Genomic DNA, 17,301 nt, shown 5'->3' with positions numbered 1-17,301 from the left:
TCGGAGGAGGGGTTGTGCGTCGTCAATACGCCGAGTTCGGTCGTCTGTTTAGGAACACGCCAAGGGGGCGCCGCCGCCTCTGTCGGCCAGTATCGATGGATCTGCTTTTATGACCGTGAAAAAGACGAAGGAACTGAAATCCATAGTCGAGCGCCGCGGGGCGACGATCGTGCCGGGTGCGCCGAACGCACTGTTCGCCCGTGTCATCGAGGACCTGGGCTACGAGGTCGTCTATATCACCGGAGCCGGCATCGCCAACATGCAGCTCGGCGTTCCGGACATCGGCCTGAGCACGATTACCGAAGTTGCCGGTGTGGTCTCCGCCACCGCCGACGTGATCGATATTCCGATCATCGTGGATGCGGACACCGGCTTCGGCAATTCCCTCAACATGACGCGGACCGTCCGCATGCTGGAGCGCGCCGGTGCTGCGGGCATCCAGATCGAGGACCAGGTCTTTCCGAAGAAGTGTGGGCACTTCTCCGGAAAGGCCGTGATCCCGACGCACGAGATGGTGGCGAAGATCAAGGCCGCGGTCGATGCCCGCGGCGATGCGGACATGCAGATCATCGCGCGCACCGATGCGCGTGCGGTGGAAGGCATCGATCAGGCGCTCTCCCGCGCCCACGCCTACATCGAGGCGGGCGCCGACGTCACCTTCGTGGAGGCGCCGACCAGCTACGAGGAACTCGCGCGCATCGCGAGCGAGCTCAGCGTGCCGCAGATCGCCAACATCGTCTACGGCGGCAAGACCCCGGATCCGGGCCGTGCGCGGCTTCAGGAGATGGGCTTCTCCATCGTGCTCTATGCGAATGCGGCGTTGCAGGCGGCGCTGCGGTCCTCCTACGAGGTCCTCGGCTCGCTGATGAAGAACGGGTCGCTCGATCTTGTCGCCGACAAGCTGGCGACCTTCGACGAACGCCAGCAGGCGGTGAGGAAGGACCTGTGGGACGCGCTCGAAGAGCGTTACCGGGTGTGATGCGCGGCGGCTGTTCCGTCAGCCGCGCATCGCCGCGGTGCGGGACTAGGGTCGATGTCCCGCGCCTGGACGGCGGTGACCCCTTGACGGGAACGTTCCCGGCCCCTTCCCGCCTCGGCGGCGGCCCGCGTTGCGAGGCGCTTCGCGCGGCCGCCGCCGATCATGGCTGGTGTAGTTTGAGGACAGAGCAATATCATGCCGAATCCCAACAGTTTTAATGCGTTGAAGGAGCTGGAGGTCGGCCGCCGCAAGCTCCTCCACTACAGCCTCAAGGCGGCAGAGCAGAACGGCCTTCCCGATGTTTCGCGGCTTCCCTATTCGCTCAAGGTGCTGCTCGAGAACGCTCTGCGCCACGAGGACAACCACGCCGTCACCGTCGCCGACATCGTTTCGCTGGCCACCTGGCCGCGTCATCGTCACCCCTCCGGCGAGATCGCCTTCCATCCGGTGCGCATCCTGATGCCGGATTCCTCCGGCCTGCCGCTGCTCGCCGACCTCGCGGCGATGCGCGATGCGATGCGGGCGCTGGGCGGCGACCCGGCGCGGATCAACCCGGTGATCCCGGCGCACCTCGTCGTCGACCACTCGGTCAACGTGGACTTCGCGGGCAGCGCCGACGCCCTCGCCCGCAACAAGAAGCAGGAATACCAGCGCAACGGCGAGCGCTACGGCTTCCTCAAGTGGGCGGAGGGGTCCTACCGCAATTTCAAGGTGGTGCCTCCCGGCTCCGGCATCTGTCACCAGATCAACCTCGAATATCTGGCGCAAGTGGTGTGGACCGGTCGCGACGCGGACGGCCGCGAGACCGCCTGTCCCGACTCTCTGCTCGGCATGGACAGCCACACCCCGATGGTCAACAGCCTCGGCGTGTTCGGCTGGGGCGTGGGCGGCATCGAGGCCGCGGCGGCGCTGCTCGGGCAGCCGGTTTCGGTGGCGATTCCCGAGGTCGTCGGCTGCCGCCTGGTCGGCAAGCCGCGCCCGGGGCTCACCGCCACCGACATCGTTCTCACCGTCACCCAGGTGCTGCGGCGCATGGGCGTGGTGCAGAAGTTCGTCGAGTTCTGGGGCGACGGGGTCTCCCACCTGAGCCTCACCGACCGCGCGCCGATCTCCAACATGGCGCCCGAGTACGGCGCGACCATGGGCTTCTTCCCGATCGACCGCCAGACCATCGACTTCCTCGCCCTTTCCGGCCGCGATCCGGAGCAGATCGCCCTGGTGGAGAGCTATGCGCGGGCGCAGGGCCTGTGGCGCGACGCCGATACGCCGGAGCCGGTGTTCAGCGACGTGGTCGAGGTCGATCTCTCCGCGATCGAGCCGAGCATGGCCGGTCCGCGCCGCCCGCAGGACCGGGTGCCCCTTACCCAGGTTTCGCAGACCGTCGCCCAGACGGTTGCGCAGTTTCGTGGCGTCGATGCCTCCGCGGCGTTCCCCCCCACCGCCCCGGAGAGCGGAGCCATGGCGGCGATCAGCGACGGAGACATCGCGATCGCCGCAATCACCAGCTGCACCAACTCCTCCAATCCCTCGGTGGTGCTGGCGGCCGGGCTGATCGCCCGCAACGCCCGCGCGCGCGGACTCACCGCCAAGCCGTGGGTGAAGACCTCGCTTGCACCGGGGTCCCAGGTGGTTGCGGCCTATCTCGAACGGTCCGGACTGCAGAAGCCGCTGGATGAACTGGGGTTCCAGGTCGTCGGCTTCGGCTGCACCACCTGCCTCGGCAACTCCGGGCCGCTCTCCGCGGCGGTGAGCCGCGAGATCACGGAGAAGGACCTGATGGTCGCCGCCGTCACCTCGTCGAACCGCAATTTCGAGGGACGGGTGCATCCGCAGTGCCGCATGGCCTTCCTCGCGTCGCCGCCCCTGGTCGTCGCCTGCGCCATCGCCGGGACGCTGCGGCGCGACCTCCTCACCGAGCCGCTCGGCGCCGATCCCGAGGGCAAGCCGGTGTTCCTTGCGGACATCTGGCCGAGCCCGGAGGAGATTTCCGAGGCGCTGCGCGACGCGGTGACGCCGGATCTCTACCGCCGCTCCTATGCCGACGTCTTCGACGGCGGCGCGGAGTGGGACGCGCTCTCCGCCACCGGCGGCGTGACCTTCGCCTGGGACCCGCAGAGCACCTACATCCTGCAGCCGCCGTTCTTCGGCGAGACCACGCCGGAACCCGCGAAGCCGGTGGATATCGTCGGGGCGCGGCCTTTGCTGATGCTCGGCGATTCGATCACCACCGACCACATCTCCCCGGTCGGCGCGATCACCCCGGACAGCGCCGCGGGCCGCTATCTCATCGACCAGGGGGTGGAGCCGGCGGACTTCAACTCCTTCTCCGGGCGGCGGGTCAACCACCACGTGATGATGCGCGGCGGCTTCGCCAACATCCGTTTGAAGAACGAGATGGCGCCGGGCACGGAAGGCGGCTTCACCCGCCTGATGCCGGAAGGTTCGGTGGTGGACGTCTACGATGCCGCCGCCGCCTATCGGGCCGCGGGAGTGCCGCTCGTCGTCGTCGCGGGCAAGGAATACGGCGCCGGGTCGTCGCGCGACTGGGCGGCGAAAGTGACGCGCCTGCTCGGCGTGCGCGCGGTGATCGCGGAGAGCTTCGAGCGTATCCACCGCTCCAACCTGATCTGCATGGGCGTGTTGCCGCTGCAGTTCCCCGAAGGGGTGACGCGCACCACCCTCGGCCTTACCGGCTGCGAGGTGTTCGACATCGCGGGCCTCACCGAGATCCGCCGTCCCGGCGGCACCCTGCTTTGCCGCATCCGTCGTCCCGGCGAGGCGGAGGGCACGGTGACCCTGCAGGTGCGCCTGGATACCGCCTACGAGGTGGACTACTGGCGCAACGGCGGCATCCTCGACTACGTGCTGCGCGGCCTGTTCGCCTCCTGAGGCCGGACGATCGGAGAAACGCGCCGCCGTTCAGGTGGCGCGTTTCGGTGCCAGCTCCACGGCGAAGCGCGCCGCCGCGATCAGGCTTTCGTGGCGGGCGATGCCCTTGCCCGCGATGTCGAAGGCGGTGCCGTGGTCCACCGAGGTGCGGATGATGCCTCCGTTGAGCCCGAGGGTGATGTTCACCCCCTCGTCGATGGAGAGCAGCTTCACCGGGATGTGCCCCTGGTCGTGATAGCAGGCCACGACCACCTCGAAGTCGCCGCGCATGGCGCGGAAGAACACCGTGTCCCCCGGCCACGGACCGCTCGCCGCGATGCCCTCGGCGATGGCGCGGCGGATGCCGGGTTCCAGCTTCTCCTCTTCCTCGCCGCGGCCGAACAGGCCGTGCTCCCCGGCGTGCGGGTTGATGCCGCAGACCGCGATGCGCGGCGCGGCCACGCCTGCGCGGGCGAGGGTGTCGTGGGCGAGGCGGATCACCTGATAGGTGCGCTCCGGGGTGATGCGCGCCACCGCATCGACCAGGCCGACGTGGGTGGTGAGGTGGATGACCTTGAGCTTCGGCGTGGCGAGCATCATCGAGTAGCTTTCGGTGCCGGTAAGTTCGGCGAGAATCTCGGTGTGTCCGGGATAGAGGTGGCCGCCCTTGTGCAGCGCCTCCTTGTTGAGGGGGGCGGTGGCGATGGCGGCGATGCGATGCTCCTGGGCGAGGTCCACGGCGACGCGCACGAATTCGAAGGCGGCGTGCCCCGCTTCGGCCCGCACCTCGCCGTAGGGCAGGTCTCCGACGGAAAGCCCCGGATCGACGCAGAGGGCGGCGGCGGGGGAGGGGGCGATCTCCTCCGGCAGGGCGGCGGGGTCGAGCCGGGCGATGGAGAACCCGGCGCCGACGACGTCGCGGGCGCGGGCGAGCGCCGCAGCGTCGCCGATCACCAGGGGGCGGCAAAGGGCGTACAGTTCCGGCGCGGCGAGGCTTTTTGCGACGATTTCCGGCCCTATGCCGCAGACGTCGCCCATGGTGATGCCGATGATGGGCTTCATCGCGCGATTTCCCCCTCGATCAGGAATGCGATGGCGCGGAGCAGGGCGTCGGGCGCGCCGAAGCCTCCGGCCTTGGTGATGATATGGCGCTCCGGAGTGCCGTGCGCCCGCATCAGCGGGATGCCCGGCTCGATGCTGCCCGCCACGGACATCGCGGCGATTCCCGTGGCGTCCATGATGGCGCGGGCGGTGTCGCCGCCGGTGGTGACCAGGCGGTCGGTGAGCCCGTCGTCGAGCAGGCGGCGGGCCACCGCGGCGAGTCCCTCGGCGATGCGCCGTCCGGCCTCGCCGCGCGAGAGCCCCAGGCGCCCGGCGAGGGCGACGGTGCGCTCCACGTCGGCGCGGCCGTGCGCGGTGGTGAGGATGAGGATTTCGGCGCCGCCCCTGGCGAGGTCGCGCAGGAGGAGGATGCCGCGCGCGATCTCGGCGTCGCGGCCGCCTTCTTCAAGCAGCGCTTCGGGCGAGAGGATCGCCGGGGTCGCGCCGGTCGTCTCGATGGCGTGGTCGGTCTGCGCCACCGACACCGGGTTGACGCTGCCCACGGCGAGCAGCGGCGGCCGCGCCGCGCGCGGCAGCGCGGGCGGCGCGGGCGGCCGTGCCGGGATGCCCCAGGCGGCGGGCAGTTGAGCGGCGAGTCCGGCGGACCCGGCCCACAGGATCGCCGCGCCGTCTTCCTCCGCCATGGCGGCGCCGAAGGCGGCCACCGCCGCGAGGTCGGCGTCGGTGCGCGCGTCGAAGGCGGCGCACACCCGGCCGTGCGCGCGGGCGGCGGCGAGGCGGGCGCGCAGCGCCTCGGGATTCGCGGCCTCGGCGGTGGAGACGGTGAGGCAGGCGGCGCCCGGCATGTGCGGCGCCACCAGGCGGGCGATCTCCGCGCTGGTCACCGGCGAGCCGGGGTCGCGGGCGATGTCGGTACGGTCCACCGGCACGCCATCGACGAGGAGCAGGCCGTCCTCGACGGTGCGCTTCATCGCCGGGAAGGCGGGGGCGAGGAACACGTAGTCGGCATCGAGCACGCGCGCCGCGGCGTCGAGCTCCAGGCCGACGTGGCCGCGCAGGGTGGAGTCGATCTTCTTGTAGACGCGGGCGATTCCCGCCGCGCGCACCCGGCGGGCCACCGCCTCCACCAGCGGCGGCACCCGCCCGGCGGCGAGGCCGCGGGTCTCGGTGTCGATCACCGCGACGCCGCCCTCCTCGGCGAGGCCGCCGACGGGGTCGCCGAGGTGCACCGTGGTGGGCAGGCCGTGGGCCGCGAACTGCATGCCGCTGTCGTTGGCGCCGGTGAGATCGTCGGCGATGATGGCGATGCGCATGGAACTCTCCGTGAAGGCGGCCCGCCCCGCGCGAGGCGAGAACGGGCCGCCGGAAACAGACTGAGGGAAACGAACCCGAATCGTGCGTTGCCCGCCCGGGTCAGTCCTCGGCGCCGGTATCCTTCGGTGCGCCGAAGGTCTTGACCAGGAAGCTGATGAACAGCGGCAGGAGGATCGCGGTGGTCACCGTGCTCGCCGCGACCTGCACGGTGGCGAGCTTGGCGACCGGGGCGAAGACCTGATTGGCGGCGGCGATCGCCATCGGCGTGGCGACCGCGTTACCGGCCGTCGATCCCTCGGCGGCGCCGACGATCGGGTTCCAGCCCAGCGCCTTGAACAGCAGATAGCCGCAGCCGCCGGTCAGCAGAACGGTGAGGATGCCGAGCAGGACGCCCGCCGCGCCGCCGGAGATGATGGCGGTGAAGTTGATCCCCATGCCGAGCGAAAAGGCGAAGAACGGGATCAGCATGTCGCTGCCCTTGGCAAGGAAGGCCCGCATGTCCTCGTCGGCGTTGCCGAGGATCATGCCGACGACGATCGGCAGCAGCACGCTGATGAACGAGACGATGGAGAAGAAGCCCTCGACGAAGCCCATGGCGCCGAAGATCGCCAATGCCACCATGGTGAGGAACGGACCGTCGTTGAGCGCGAGCAGCGAATAGGCGGCCTTGTCGTCGGCCTTGCCGTACTGGCCGACGATGGCGACGTAAAGCCCGCCGTTGCTGTTGGTCATCGCGGCGATGATGGCGAGCGGCGTCAGGCCGATGAACAGCCCGTCGCTGCCGGCGACGATATAGGCGATCAGGCCGACGGCGGCGCCGATCGCCCATTTCAGGATGAGCAGGGAGGCGCCCTTGGCAAAGGCGGTGCCGACGTTGCGGACGTTGATTTGCGATCCCGCGCACAGCAGGAACAAGGCGATCAAGGCGCTGGCGCTTTTGACGAACAGGGCCTCGGTAAAGTTGCCTATACGCAGGAGGTCCGGAGCAAGGGTGTTGATGGTCGCCGCCAGCAGCAACGGCACAACCATCATGCCGCCGGGGATGCGATCGAGGGTTGCCTTGATCTTCATGGTGTTCTCCCTGTCGGGGTGCCGGTGGGGCGCGTAATCGCCGTCCGGGGCCCAAGTTCTCTTGAGGCTTCGCTCGACTCTCCGGGATGGGGCGGGAGGGGGGCAATAGCTAAATTGTTACAAAAATAGCGTCTCGTATTGAGACTAACGGCGGCGGCGCAATTTTCGCCACAGCGTGCTGCGTCCGATACCCAGGCGTGCCGCGGCGGCGCTCTTGTTTCCGTTTTCCTCTGCCAGGACCGCGGCGATGATTCGGGCCTCGATGTCATCCAGGCTGCCGGAAAAATCGAAGTCCGGGACAGATATGTTCCATTTTGGAACTCGAGAGGAAGGCGGCGCCTCGGAGATCAGGGTCGCGCCATCCGGCGCGTCGTGCACCAGGCGGTCGATAAAATGCGATAACTCCTCATAGTTGTTCGGCCAGGGACGGGCGCGCAGGGCTTCCATGGCGGCCGGGGAGAAGCCGCGCAGGTGCCGCCCGTGGGCGGCGTTGGCTTCCATAAGGTTATAGACGGCCGTCGCCTCGAACAACGTCGGGTCGTCGGCGACATTGGGGAGAACGATCTGCCGCTCCTCCGCCAGAGCGGCGATGCCGGGCAGCAGTTCGCCGCGCTCCGCCAGTTCGCCCGCGGGCGTGTCGAACAGCAGCACGATGCCGTGGCCGTAGTTGGCGAGTTCGCGCAGGAGCTGTTCCTGGTCCACCCGCTTGAGTCGCTCCACCCCGGAGAGCGTCGCCAGCATGCCGGTGGCGGCGGCGAGCAGGTCGAGGGTCTGGCGCAGCGCGGCGCGCGTCGGCTGGCACACCTCGGCGCACAGCAGCAGCGGCGCTCCGGCACCGTAGAGGGCGGTCTGGATGGCGCGCAGCATGCGGGTGCGGCCGGTGCCCGGCCCGCCGGAAAGCGCGACCGGGCCGAAGCTCTGCAGCAGGGCGTGGGCGCGCTCCGCCGCGCGGCTGAGGTGGTGGCGGTCGGCGACGAGTTGGGAGAGGCTCGCCGGGGCGGCCTGCACCAGACGCAGGCGCAGCGGCCGGTCGCCGATCACGTCGGCGGCGTGGAAGAGCAGGAAGCGGCGTCCGGAGACCAGGGGGGCCAGGGCCGCGAGGCGTTCCGGGGAACTGGAGAGCACGCCCGTGCGCAGCAGGTAGGGGCCCTCCGGCATGGCGCGGTGTGCCGCGAAGAAATCGCTCAGGTGGTCGCGCCACTCCACGCGTGCGGGGTCGAGCGGAGCCGAGTCCGCGAACGGCAATTGCGCGCCGTCGGCATCGCACAGCGCCACCTCGCGACCGAGGGCGGCGAGACCGCGTTCCAGAACGCCCTGGCGGTTGCGTATCTGCTGCATGCCGCGCAGCAGGTTGGCCGCCATGTCGAAGGCGAGGCTCACCGATTCCGGCCCGGAGGTGACCAGCAGGCCCTTCATTCCCGCCTCCTCGGCGAGGCGTACCGTCACCGTGTCGCCGATGATCATGCGGCCCTGGTGGCGGGCCTGACGGATCGCCGCCGGGACTTCCTCGGTGCTGTGGATCACGGTGTAGGGGATGTCTACGTCGAGGTAGGAGGAGAAGGTCGCCACCCCGGCGCAGACGTTGGGAAAGCCGATCAGTCCGACGCGCCCGGGATAGTCCTTGATGAAGCTGGTGAGGCGGAACAGGTCGTAGCCGGATACCGGGATCTCCACCACCGGCAGGGTGCCCTTGCGCTCCAGCAGGGAGGCGGTGCCGCCGCGGCTGACGATCAGGTCGAAGCCCTTGCCGCGTGCCCAGTCGAGCAGCGGCAGCGCCTGTTCCAGGTCGGCGGTGCGCACCGTCACGTCGAGGTCCTGGCGCCGCCGCGCCAGCCGCCCGCCGAGCGCGGCGAGACCCTTGTAGGGGGCGATGAACAGAACCTTGCCGAGCATGGAGGCCTCCCTTCCGTTTCATTCTAGAACGCCGGGAAGGGGCTCGCCGCAAGAAAAAACCGGTTGTGCCGCATGCGGACGGTGCGCGATTCGGCGCTTCCCAGACGCGGCGATTTCCCGTACGTGTTGGGGCGTGCGTTTCCTCCTCAGAGTGCGTTTCCGATGTGGCGTACGTTCAAGAACGACTGGGCCCTCTTCGCCGGCATTCTGATGCTGGTGGCGGCGGGCAGCCTGCTCACCACCCTTCTCTCCGTGCGCGGCGCGGCGATCGCCTTCACCAGCACCGAGATCGGCCTGATCCAGGCGGCCTATCCGCTCGGCGCGCTCGCCGGGTCGTCGTACGCCCCCAAACTGGTGGAGCGGGTCGGCCACATCCGCTCCTTCGGCGCGCTCGCCTCGCTCTGCTCCACCGCCGCGGTGGTGCATCTGCTCAGCAACGACCCGTGGGTCTGGGGAGGCATGCGCTTCCTCGCCGGGCTGTGCTTCCCCGGCCTCTTCGTCGTCGCCGAAAGCTGGCTCAACGCCAAGGCGGAAAACCGCTCCCGCGCCGCGCTGCTCTCCATCTACTTCGCAACCCAGACGGTCGGCACGGTGATCGGCCAGGGCCTCGCCGGGTTGCACGACAGCACCGGCACCAAGCTCTTCGGCCTCACCTCCATCCTCATCTCGCTGTGCCTGATTCCGCTTCTGGTGTCGCGCAGTCCGGCGCCGGAGTTCACCGCCTCGGAGCGGATGACGCTGCGCAAGTTCCTCAAGATTTCCCCCATGGCGATTCTCGGCGCGCTGCTCTCCGGCGCGTCGCAGACCGCGTTCTACGTGGCGCTGCCGCTCTACGGCCTGCGCCTCGGCATGGACGCGGCGGAGACCACGACGCTTCTGATGGCGGGCGCGGCGGCGGGCGCGGCGGCGCAGTTTCCGGTGGGCTGGGCCTCCGACCACACCGACCGCCGCATCGTCGTCATGGCGGCCTCGGCGCTCGCCGTGGCGGTCTGCCTCGGCGGGCTGTTCGGCGGGCCGCGCGGCGTGGTCTATGCGGAGATCGCCCTGATCGCCGCGGTCACCCTGCCGATGTATTCGATCTGCGTCGCCCACGCCAACGACCAGATGACCGCGGCGCAGCGGGTGCCGGGCAGCGGAACGTTGGTGTTCTGCTACTACCTCGGCGGCCTGTTCGGCGCGTTCGCCGGGCCGGCGGCGATCGGCCAGTTGGGCGCGCGGGGATTCCTGATGCTGCTCGCCCTGTTCGCCGCGGTGCTGGCCGGGGTGGCGGCGGTGCGCCAGCGCCAGACCCCGCCGCCCGCCGACACCGGCAAGGCGCACCCGGTGGCGGCGCACACCCAGGCCGTCGGCGTGACCGGCCTCGACGTGCCCGGCGAAGCGGAGACCTCGGCCTGAGGCGCGCGACTCGGGTTCCCCCGGCGGCGGAATGGGCGTAGCATCCGAGTCTGCCCGCACCGGATGCAAGGGGGAACGCCATGCGATCGGAAGACCTGCGCTGCCTGAAGGCGATCGAACGCCAGAGCCTGTGGCTCGCCTGCTGGATGATCCACGCCGCCAATCACCTGCGCGAGAAGGGCGACGTCAAGGTCGGCGGACACCAGGCCTCCTGCGCCTCGATGGTGTCGATCATGACCGCGCTCTACTTCCACGCGCTGCGCCCGGAAGACCGCGTGGCGGTGAAGCCCCACGCCGCGCCGGTGTTCCACGCCATGCAGTACCTGATGGGCAACCAGAACCGCGAAAAGCTGGAAAACTATCGCGGCTTCGGCGGCGCGCAGTCCTATCCCAGCCGCACCAAGGACATCGACGACGTGGACTTCTCCACCGGCTCGGTCGGCCTCGGCGTGGCGGTCACGCCGTTCGCCGCGATGATCCAGGACTACCTGATGGCCAAGCCGTGGGGCAACCTTGCCGCGCCGGGGCGCATGGTGGCGCTGGCGGGCGATGCGGAGCTGGACGAGGGCAGCATCTACGAATGCCTGCAGGAAGGCTGGAAGCACGACCTGCGCAACACCTGGTGGATCATCGACTACAACCGCCAGAGCCTCGACGGCGTGGTGCGCGAGGGCCTGTGGCACCGCATCGAGACGGTGTTCCGCGGCTTCGGCTGGGACGTGGTGACGCTGAAGTACGGCGCGCTGCAACAGGCCGCCTTCGCCGAGCCGGGCGGCGAGAAGCTGCGGGCGTGGATCGATTCCTGCCCCAACACGCTCTATTCGGCGCTCACCTTCCAGGGCGGCGCGGCCTGGCGCAAGCGCCTCTCCGCCGATCTCGGCGATGACGCCGGGGCCGCCGCGCTGCTGGAGCGCCGCTCCGACGCCGAACTCGCGGAACTGATGGCCAACCTCGGCGGCCACTGCCTGGAAACCCTGGTCGAGGCCTTCGACGCCGCCACCGGCGAGACCCCCACGGTGTTCCTCGCCTACACGGTGAAGGGCTGGGGCACGCCTCTGGCCGGGCACAAGGACAACCACGCCAGCCTGATGACGCCGGACCAGATGGCCGCTTTGCAGGCCGAACTCGGCGTCGCGCCGGGCGGGGAGTGGGAGCCGCACGCGGCGATGGGCGGCGTGCCGGGGCTGCGCGACTTCCTCGCCGCCGCGCCCTTCTTCGCGCGGGGCACGCGGCGGCTGCGCGCCGCCAAGGTGGAGGCCCCCGGCCCGGTGTTCCTCGACGACCGGGCGCTCTCGACGCAGGCGGGCTTCGGCAAGGTGCTCGATGCGCTCGCCGCCGCCCGCGCGCCGATCGCGGAACGCATCGTCACCACCTCGCCGGACGTCACGGTGTCCACCAACCTCGGCCCCTGGGTCAACCGGCGCGGCCTGTTCGCGCGGCTGCCGGTGGCCGACACCTTCCACGACGAGCGCGTGCCCTCGATGCAGAAGTGGGCGTTCTCCCCCGCCGGGCAGCACATCGAACTCGGGATTTCCGAGAACAACCTCTTCCTCCTCCTCGGCGCGGCGGGGCTGGCGCACTCGCTGTTCGGCACGCGGCTGTTGCCGGTGGGCACGGTCTACGACCCGTTCATCGCCCGCGGGCTCGATGCGCTCACCTACGCCTGCTATCAGGATGCGCGCTTCCTCCTCGTCGGCACGCCCTCGGGGGTCACCCTGGCGCCGGAAGGGGGCGCGCACCAGTCGATCGCCGAACCGCTGATCGGCATCAGCCAGGACGGCCTGGCGAGCTTCGAGCCCGCCTTCCTCGACGAGCTTTCGGTGATCATGGATTGGGCCTTCGACTACCTGCAACGCGACGGCGATGGCGACTCGGACGGCCGCACCTGGCTGCGCGACGAAACCGGCGGCTCGGTCTACCTGCGCCTTTCCACCCGGCCGCTGGAGCAGCCGACGCGGCGCACCGACGCGGCGTTTTGCCAGGGCGTGATCGACGGGGCCTACTGGCTGCGCGAGCCGGGGCCGAACCCCGAGGTGGTGCTGGTCTACCAGGGCTGCATCGCCCCCGAGGTGATCGCCGCGGCGGGCAAGCTGGCCGAGGCGCGGCGCGATATCGGCGTGCTCGCGGTCACCTCCGCCGACCGCCTCAACGCGGGCTGGCTCGCGGCGCAGCGGGCGCGGCGGCACGGCAACCGCGCGGCGCACGGCCATGTGGAAAGCCTGCTCGGCCGCCTGCCGCCGCACTGCACCCTGGTCACCGCCATCGACGGCCACCCGGCGACGCTCGCCTGGCTCGGCGCGGTGGCGGGGCACAAGACGGTGCCGCTGGGGGTGGAACACTTCGGCCAGACCGGGCGCATCGGCGACCTCTACCGCTACAACGGCCTCGACGCCAACAGCATCGTGCGCACCGTCTGCGGCCTCACCGACGGCTGCAAGGTCAACGACCTGCTGCTCGCGCCGCAGGGCATCGTCTGAGAAGGGAGTAGCGTATGGACGTGATCGACCGCGACGCCATGGGGCGGCTCGCCAAGGCGCTCGGCTTCATCTGCGGCGCCGACCACCCCACCACCGCAGCCCTGAAACGCGCGGCGGACAGCGGCAGCGAAGCCGATATCAAAAAGGCGCGCGCCCTCTTCATGAAGCTCAAACCCGGCCAACGCCAGGCCGCGTTCTCGATGATCCGGGACTGAACACCAAAACCTTGCGGGGGGACTCGGTCCCCCCGCGCCCCCCATGACTTTTGATTTTTGCGCACAGCGCCATAGAACCATCACGCGGCGTGACGGCTGCCTGCCGCTCCGCGGCGAAAAACCGGTTATGGGGTCTGGGGTCCCTGGCCGGGTTTTTCCCCTCTACCCGAGCCGTGCGTCGAGGTCGAGCAGCGCGGCGGCGAGCACCTGCGCGCCTGCGGCGATATCCGCCGCTTCCGCCCATTCCTCGGGACAGTGGCTGCGTCCGCCGCGGCAGGGGACGAAGACCATGCCGACGGGCGCGATCTCGGCGATCTGCATGGCGTCGTGGCCTGCGCCGCTCGGCAGTTCCAGCGCCGCGTGTCCCTGCGCCCGCGCCGCCGTGGCGAGGGCTTCGCGGATTTCGGGCGCGCAGGGGGCGGGGCGCGCCCGCGTGATCAGTTCGCAGGCGAAGGCGAGGTCCATCTCCGCCAGGCCGGGGGCGGTGGCCTCGCGCAACAGGCGGGGGAACCTGGCGAGCACGTCGTCGGAGGTGCTGCGCAGGTCGAGGATCATCTCGGCGCGGCCGGGGATGGCGTTGGCGGCGTTGGGGGAGACCGCAATCCGGCCCACCGTCGCCACCACGTAGCCGGGGTTGCCGGTCATTTCGCGGGCGAGGCGGTGCGCCGCGTCGATCACCCTGGCCGCGCCGACCAGGGCGTCGTGGCGGGCGTGCATCGGGGTCGATCCGGCGTGGTCGGTGCGGCCGGTCACGGTGAGGCGCAGGCGGTGGATGCCGACGATGGCGGAGACGATGCCCACCGCCTCGCCGCGGCTTTCCAGCACGGTGTTCTGTTCGATGTGGAGTTCGAGGAAGGCGGCGATCTCGCCCGGCCGCCGCAGCGGCTCGGCGAGCGCGCCGGGGATGCCGCCGACGCGTTCGATCGCGGCGATCAGGGGTTCGTCCTCGGCGTTGCGGGCGGCGAGCATCGCCGGGGTGAGGGTTCCCGCCATCGCCCGGCTGCCGATGCAGGAAGCGCCGTAGTCGCTGGGTTCCTCGGAGAGGAAGTCGATCACCTCCAGCGGATGGCGCAGCGCGATGCCCGCCTCGGCGAAGCTCTGGGCGATCTCCAGCGCCGCCGCCACCCCGGCGATGCCGTCGAAGCGCCCGCCCGCGGGCACGGTGTCGCAGTGCGAGCCGACGGCGAGGGGGGCGAGGCCGGGCACGCTGCCTTCGCGGCGGCCGATCAGGTTGGCCGCGGCGTCGGTTGCGGCCGCCAGACCGGCGGCGGCGAAGTTCTCGGCGAGCCAGGCGCGCGCCGCGGCGAATTCCGGGGTGAAGGCGCGCCGCGTCCACGGCAGGTCGGGCCGGGTGAAGCGGGCGAGCGCCTCGATGCGTGCCCACAGGCGGTCCGGATTGAGGGTATGCATCATCTGACGCCTCGATGCGGTAGGGGTCCGGGCATCCTGGGGGAGCGCCGTGCCGCTGGCAAGAGCGGGGAGATGTTTGCCCTTTTTCGGGGCGCATAAAGGCTATAGAAATAAGTGCATAAAGAATATGCACCCCCGTCTCCCGCCCCCGAGGAAGATCCGATGCCCCTGGTTCCCGTTTCCGGCCTGCGCCATCAGCACAATCCCAAGGCCGCGACCGGCGTTCCGGTGACGGCGCGCGTCCGCGCGGTGATGCCGTCTTCGGGACTCGCCGCGGCGAAGGCGGAGATCGGCTCCTGGCCGGGCTATGCGCCGACTCCGCTGCGCGACCTCGCGGGCATCGCCCGCGCCGCCGGTCTGGGGGCTCTCCTCTACAAGGATGAGGGCGCGCGTTTCGGCCTCGGCAGTTTCAAGGCCCTGGGCGGGGCCTATGCGGTCAACCGCCTGCTCAAGGCGGAACTGGCGAAACGGGGCATCGCCGCCGCCACCGCCGACCTGCTTTCCGGCAAGTATGCCGAGGCGGCGCGCGCCGTCACCGTGACTACGGCGACCGACGGCAACCACGGGCGTTCCGTCGCCTGGGGGGCGCACATCTTCGGCTGCGCCTGCGTCGTCTACATCCACGGCACGGTGAGTCCGGGGCGCGAGCGCGCCATCGCCGCCTACGGCGCGCAGGTGGTGCGGGTTGACGGCAACTACGATGCGGCGGTGCGCCGCGCCGCCGCGGATGCGGAGGCCTATGGGCGCTTCGTGGTGTCCGATACCTCGTATCCCGGCTACATGGAGGTGCCGCGCGACGTGATGCAGGGCTACACGGTGATGGCCGACGAGGCGTTCTCCGCGCTCGCCGCGCCGCCCACCCACATCTTCGTGCAAGGGGGCGTGGGGGCGATGGCCGCGGCGGTCGCGGCGCAGGCGTGGGAAGCCTATGGCGCGGCGCGGCCGCGCATCGCGGTGGTGGAGCCGGAAAACGCCGCCTGCCTGCTGGAGAGCGCCGCCGCCGGGCGTCCGGTGGCGGTGGGGGGAGACCTGGAAACCGTGATGGCGGGGCTCGCCTGCGGCGAGGTCTCGCTGCTCGCCTGGGAGGTGCTGGAGGATGGCGGCGACGACTATCTGGTGGTCTCCGACGCCGCGGCGGTGGCGGCGATGAAGCTGCTCGCCGACGGGGCCTGCGGCGACGCGCCGTTCGTCGCGGGCGAATCCGCGGTGGCGGGCCTCGCCGGGTGCCTCGCCGCCGCCGCCGTGCCCGCGGTGGCCGCCGCCCTCGGCCTGGGGGAGGGGTCCCGCGTGCTGGTGTTCGGCAGCGAGGGCGCCACCGACCCCGAAACCTACGCCCGCCTGGTCGGCCGAACGCCGCAAGAGGTGACCGCCGCCTGTTCCGCATAGCTGCCTCACAAGGAAAACCCCCGATCATGGTCGAAACCCTCACCGTCTCCGCCGCCGCCGCCACCGCCGCCGCGGTGGATATCCTCACCGCCCGCGACGTGCCGCCCGCCGATGCCGAAATCGTCGCGCGCAACCTGGTGGCCGCCGACATCCGCGGCATCGACACCCACGGCCTGTTCTGCCTGCCGGAATACGCGGGCAGCGTCGCCGACCGCCGCATCGACCCGATGCCCGAGATCATCGTCACCCGCCGCCTGCCCTGGGCGATCGCGGTGGACGGCGGCAACGGCCTCGGCCCCCTGGTGGCGGAAAAGGCGATGGACGCGGTGCTGGAAACCGTGGAAACCCAAGGCATCGCCATGGCGGCGGTGAAGGGCTCCAACCACTACGGCGCGGCCGGGGTCTACATCGAGCGCGCGGTGGAGAAGGGCTGCATCGCGCTCGCCTCCGCCAACGCCATCGCGATGACCGCGCCCTTCGGCGCGAAGGCGCGCTTTCTCGGCACCAACCCGCTCGCCGCGGTGGTGCCCGCGGGCAAATATCCGCCCTTCGCCCTCGACATGGCGACCTCCGACGGGGCGCTGCGCAAGGTGCGCAAGGCGCTGGCCGAGGGACGGGAGATTCCGCGGGGCTGGGCCACCGATGCGGACGGCGCGCCGACCACCGACCCCGCCGCGGCGATCGCCGGGATGCTGCTGCCCTTCGGCGGGGCGAAGGGCTCGGGGCTGGCCTTCCTCCTCGACATCCTCACCGGCTGCCTCTCCGGCGGACTGTTCTCCATCGACGTGCGCAACAATTTCACCAACCACGACCGCGCCTCCGGCAACGGCCACTTCTTCCTGGCGTTCCGCATCGACGCCTTCCTCGACCCGGCGGACTTCGCGCGCCGCATGGAAGAGGAGATCGACCGCCTGCACGCCCTGCCGCCCGCCGCGGGGTTCGATGCGGTGCGTTATCCCGGCGAGCGCATGGCGCGCACCGCGGCGGGACGGGCGGCGGGCGGCATTCCCTATGCCAGGCCGCTGGTGGACGAACTGGTGGCGCTCGGCGGCGGCGCGATGCTCGATTGAATACGATTCGTGCATACCGAGGCATGCCGACATGCCGTTCCGAAAGCTTTTTCCGTAGATTTTTTACGGTTTTGTCTTTTTGCGTTGACAGTCCTCGAACCCGCCTCATAGGGTGGGTGTGTACGCAGGTTCGGCCCTAGCGGTTCTGGGTCGGCCCCCCG

The 17,301-nt window shown here is 70.4% G+C and carries 12 protein-coding genes; 7 read left to right on the top strand and 5 right to left on the bottom strand.

All coding sequences use genetic code 11. The features are described from left to right. Positions 1–109 precede the first annotated feature (109 nt). The gene (locus O7R11_RS10880; RefSeq protein WP_337997544.1) at positions 110–979 is read left to right on the top strand and encodes an isocitrate lyase/PEP mutase family protein; all 870 of its coding nucleotides are present in this window, start codon (positions 110–112) and stop codon (positions 977–979) included. A gap of 195 nt (positions 980–1,174) precedes the next feature. Beyond that, positions 1,175–3,868, top strand: coding sequence for an aconitate hydratase AcnA (gene acnA, locus O7R11_RS10875; RefSeq protein ID WP_337997543.1), 2,694 nt, complete (start codon positions 1,175–1,177; stop codon positions 3,866–3,868). A 30-nt stretch (positions 3,869–3,898) separates the two neighbouring features. Here acnA and pdxA read toward each other — a convergent pair whose 3' ends face one another. From pdxA to O7R11_RS10855, 4 genes are all read right to left on the bottom strand, one after another. Then, a complete protein-coding gene (gene pdxA / locus O7R11_RS10870; RefSeq protein ID WP_337997542.1) occupies positions 3,899–4,909 on the bottom strand; it encodes a 4-hydroxythreonine-4-phosphate dehydrogenase PdxA in 1,011 nt (336 codons plus the stop codon). Next, the gene (locus O7R11_RS10865) at positions 4,906–6,222 is read right to left on the bottom strand and encodes a four-carbon acid sugar kinase family protein (RefSeq protein WP_337997541.1); all 1,317 of its coding nucleotides are present in this window, start codon (positions 6,220–6,222) and stop codon (positions 4,906–4,908) included. Before O7R11_RS10865 ends, pdxA begins: the two co-directional genes overlap by 4 nt. Before the next feature lie 100 nt (positions 6,223–6,322). Then, on the bottom strand, positions 6,323–7,294 hold the full coding sequence (locus O7R11_RS10860; RefSeq protein ID WP_337997540.1) for a 2-keto-3-deoxygluconate permease: 972 nt from the start codon (positions 7,292–7,294) through the stop codon (positions 6,323–6,325). A gap of 144 nt (positions 7,295–7,438) precedes the next feature. Next, complete coding sequence (locus tag O7R11_RS10855) at positions 7,439–9,187, bottom strand: PrpR N-terminal domain-containing protein (RefSeq protein WP_337997539.1); 1,749 nt, start codon at positions 9,185–9,187, stop codon at positions 7,439–7,441. 162 nt (positions 9,188–9,349) lie between these two features. Here O7R11_RS10855 and O7R11_RS10850 point away from each other — a divergent pair, with 162 nt between their 5' ends. From O7R11_RS10850 to O7R11_RS10840, 3 genes are all read left to right on the top strand, one after another. Next, positions 9,350–10,582, top strand: coding sequence for an MFS transporter (locus O7R11_RS10850; RefSeq protein ID WP_337997538.1), 1,233 nt, complete (start codon positions 9,350–9,352; stop codon positions 10,580–10,582). Between the two features lie 80 nt (positions 10,583–10,662). Next, complete coding sequence (locus O7R11_RS10845) at positions 10,663–13,059, top strand: transketolase (protein WP_337997537.1); 2,397 nt, start codon at positions 10,663–10,665, stop codon at positions 13,057–13,059. Between the two features lie 14 nt (positions 13,060–13,073). After that, the gene (locus tag O7R11_RS10840; protein WP_337997536.1) at positions 13,074–13,274 is read left to right on the top strand and encodes a hypothetical protein; all 201 of its coding nucleotides are present in this window, start codon (positions 13,074–13,076) and stop codon (positions 13,272–13,274) included. Positions 13,275–13,436: 162 nt separating this feature from the next. Here the strand turns inward: O7R11_RS10840 and O7R11_RS10835 are convergent, their stop codons facing one another. Then, a complete protein-coding gene (locus O7R11_RS10835; RefSeq protein ID WP_337997535.1) occupies positions 13,437–14,687 on the bottom strand; it encodes a Zn-dependent hydrolase in 1,251 nt (416 codons plus the stop codon). Positions 14,688–14,846: 159 nt separating this feature from the next. Here O7R11_RS10835 and O7R11_RS10830 point away from each other — a divergent pair, with 159 nt between their 5' ends. Then, a complete protein-coding gene (locus O7R11_RS10830) occupies positions 14,847–16,070 on the top strand; it encodes a diaminopropionate ammonia-lyase (RefSeq protein ID WP_337997534.1) in 1,224 nt (407 codons plus the stop codon). A 26-nt stretch (positions 16,071–16,096) separates the two neighbouring features. Beyond that, positions 16,097–17,140 carry an Ldh family oxidoreductase gene (locus O7R11_RS10825; RefSeq protein WP_337997533.1) on the top strand — a complete coding sequence of 348 codons (1,044 nt, stop codon included), beginning with the start codon at positions 16,097–16,099 and terminating at the stop codon, positions 17,138–17,140. Positions 17,141–17,301 lie beyond the last annotated feature (161 nt).

Source organism: Oleispirillum naphthae, from assembly GCA_027864655.1.
Taxonomy (GTDB): domain Bacteria; phylum Pseudomonadota; class Alphaproteobacteria; order Rhodospirillales; family Rhodospirillaceae; genus Oleispirillum; species Oleispirillum naphthae.
Note: the sequence above shows the minus strand (reverse complement) of the source record. Positions and strands in the feature narration are given on the sequence as shown.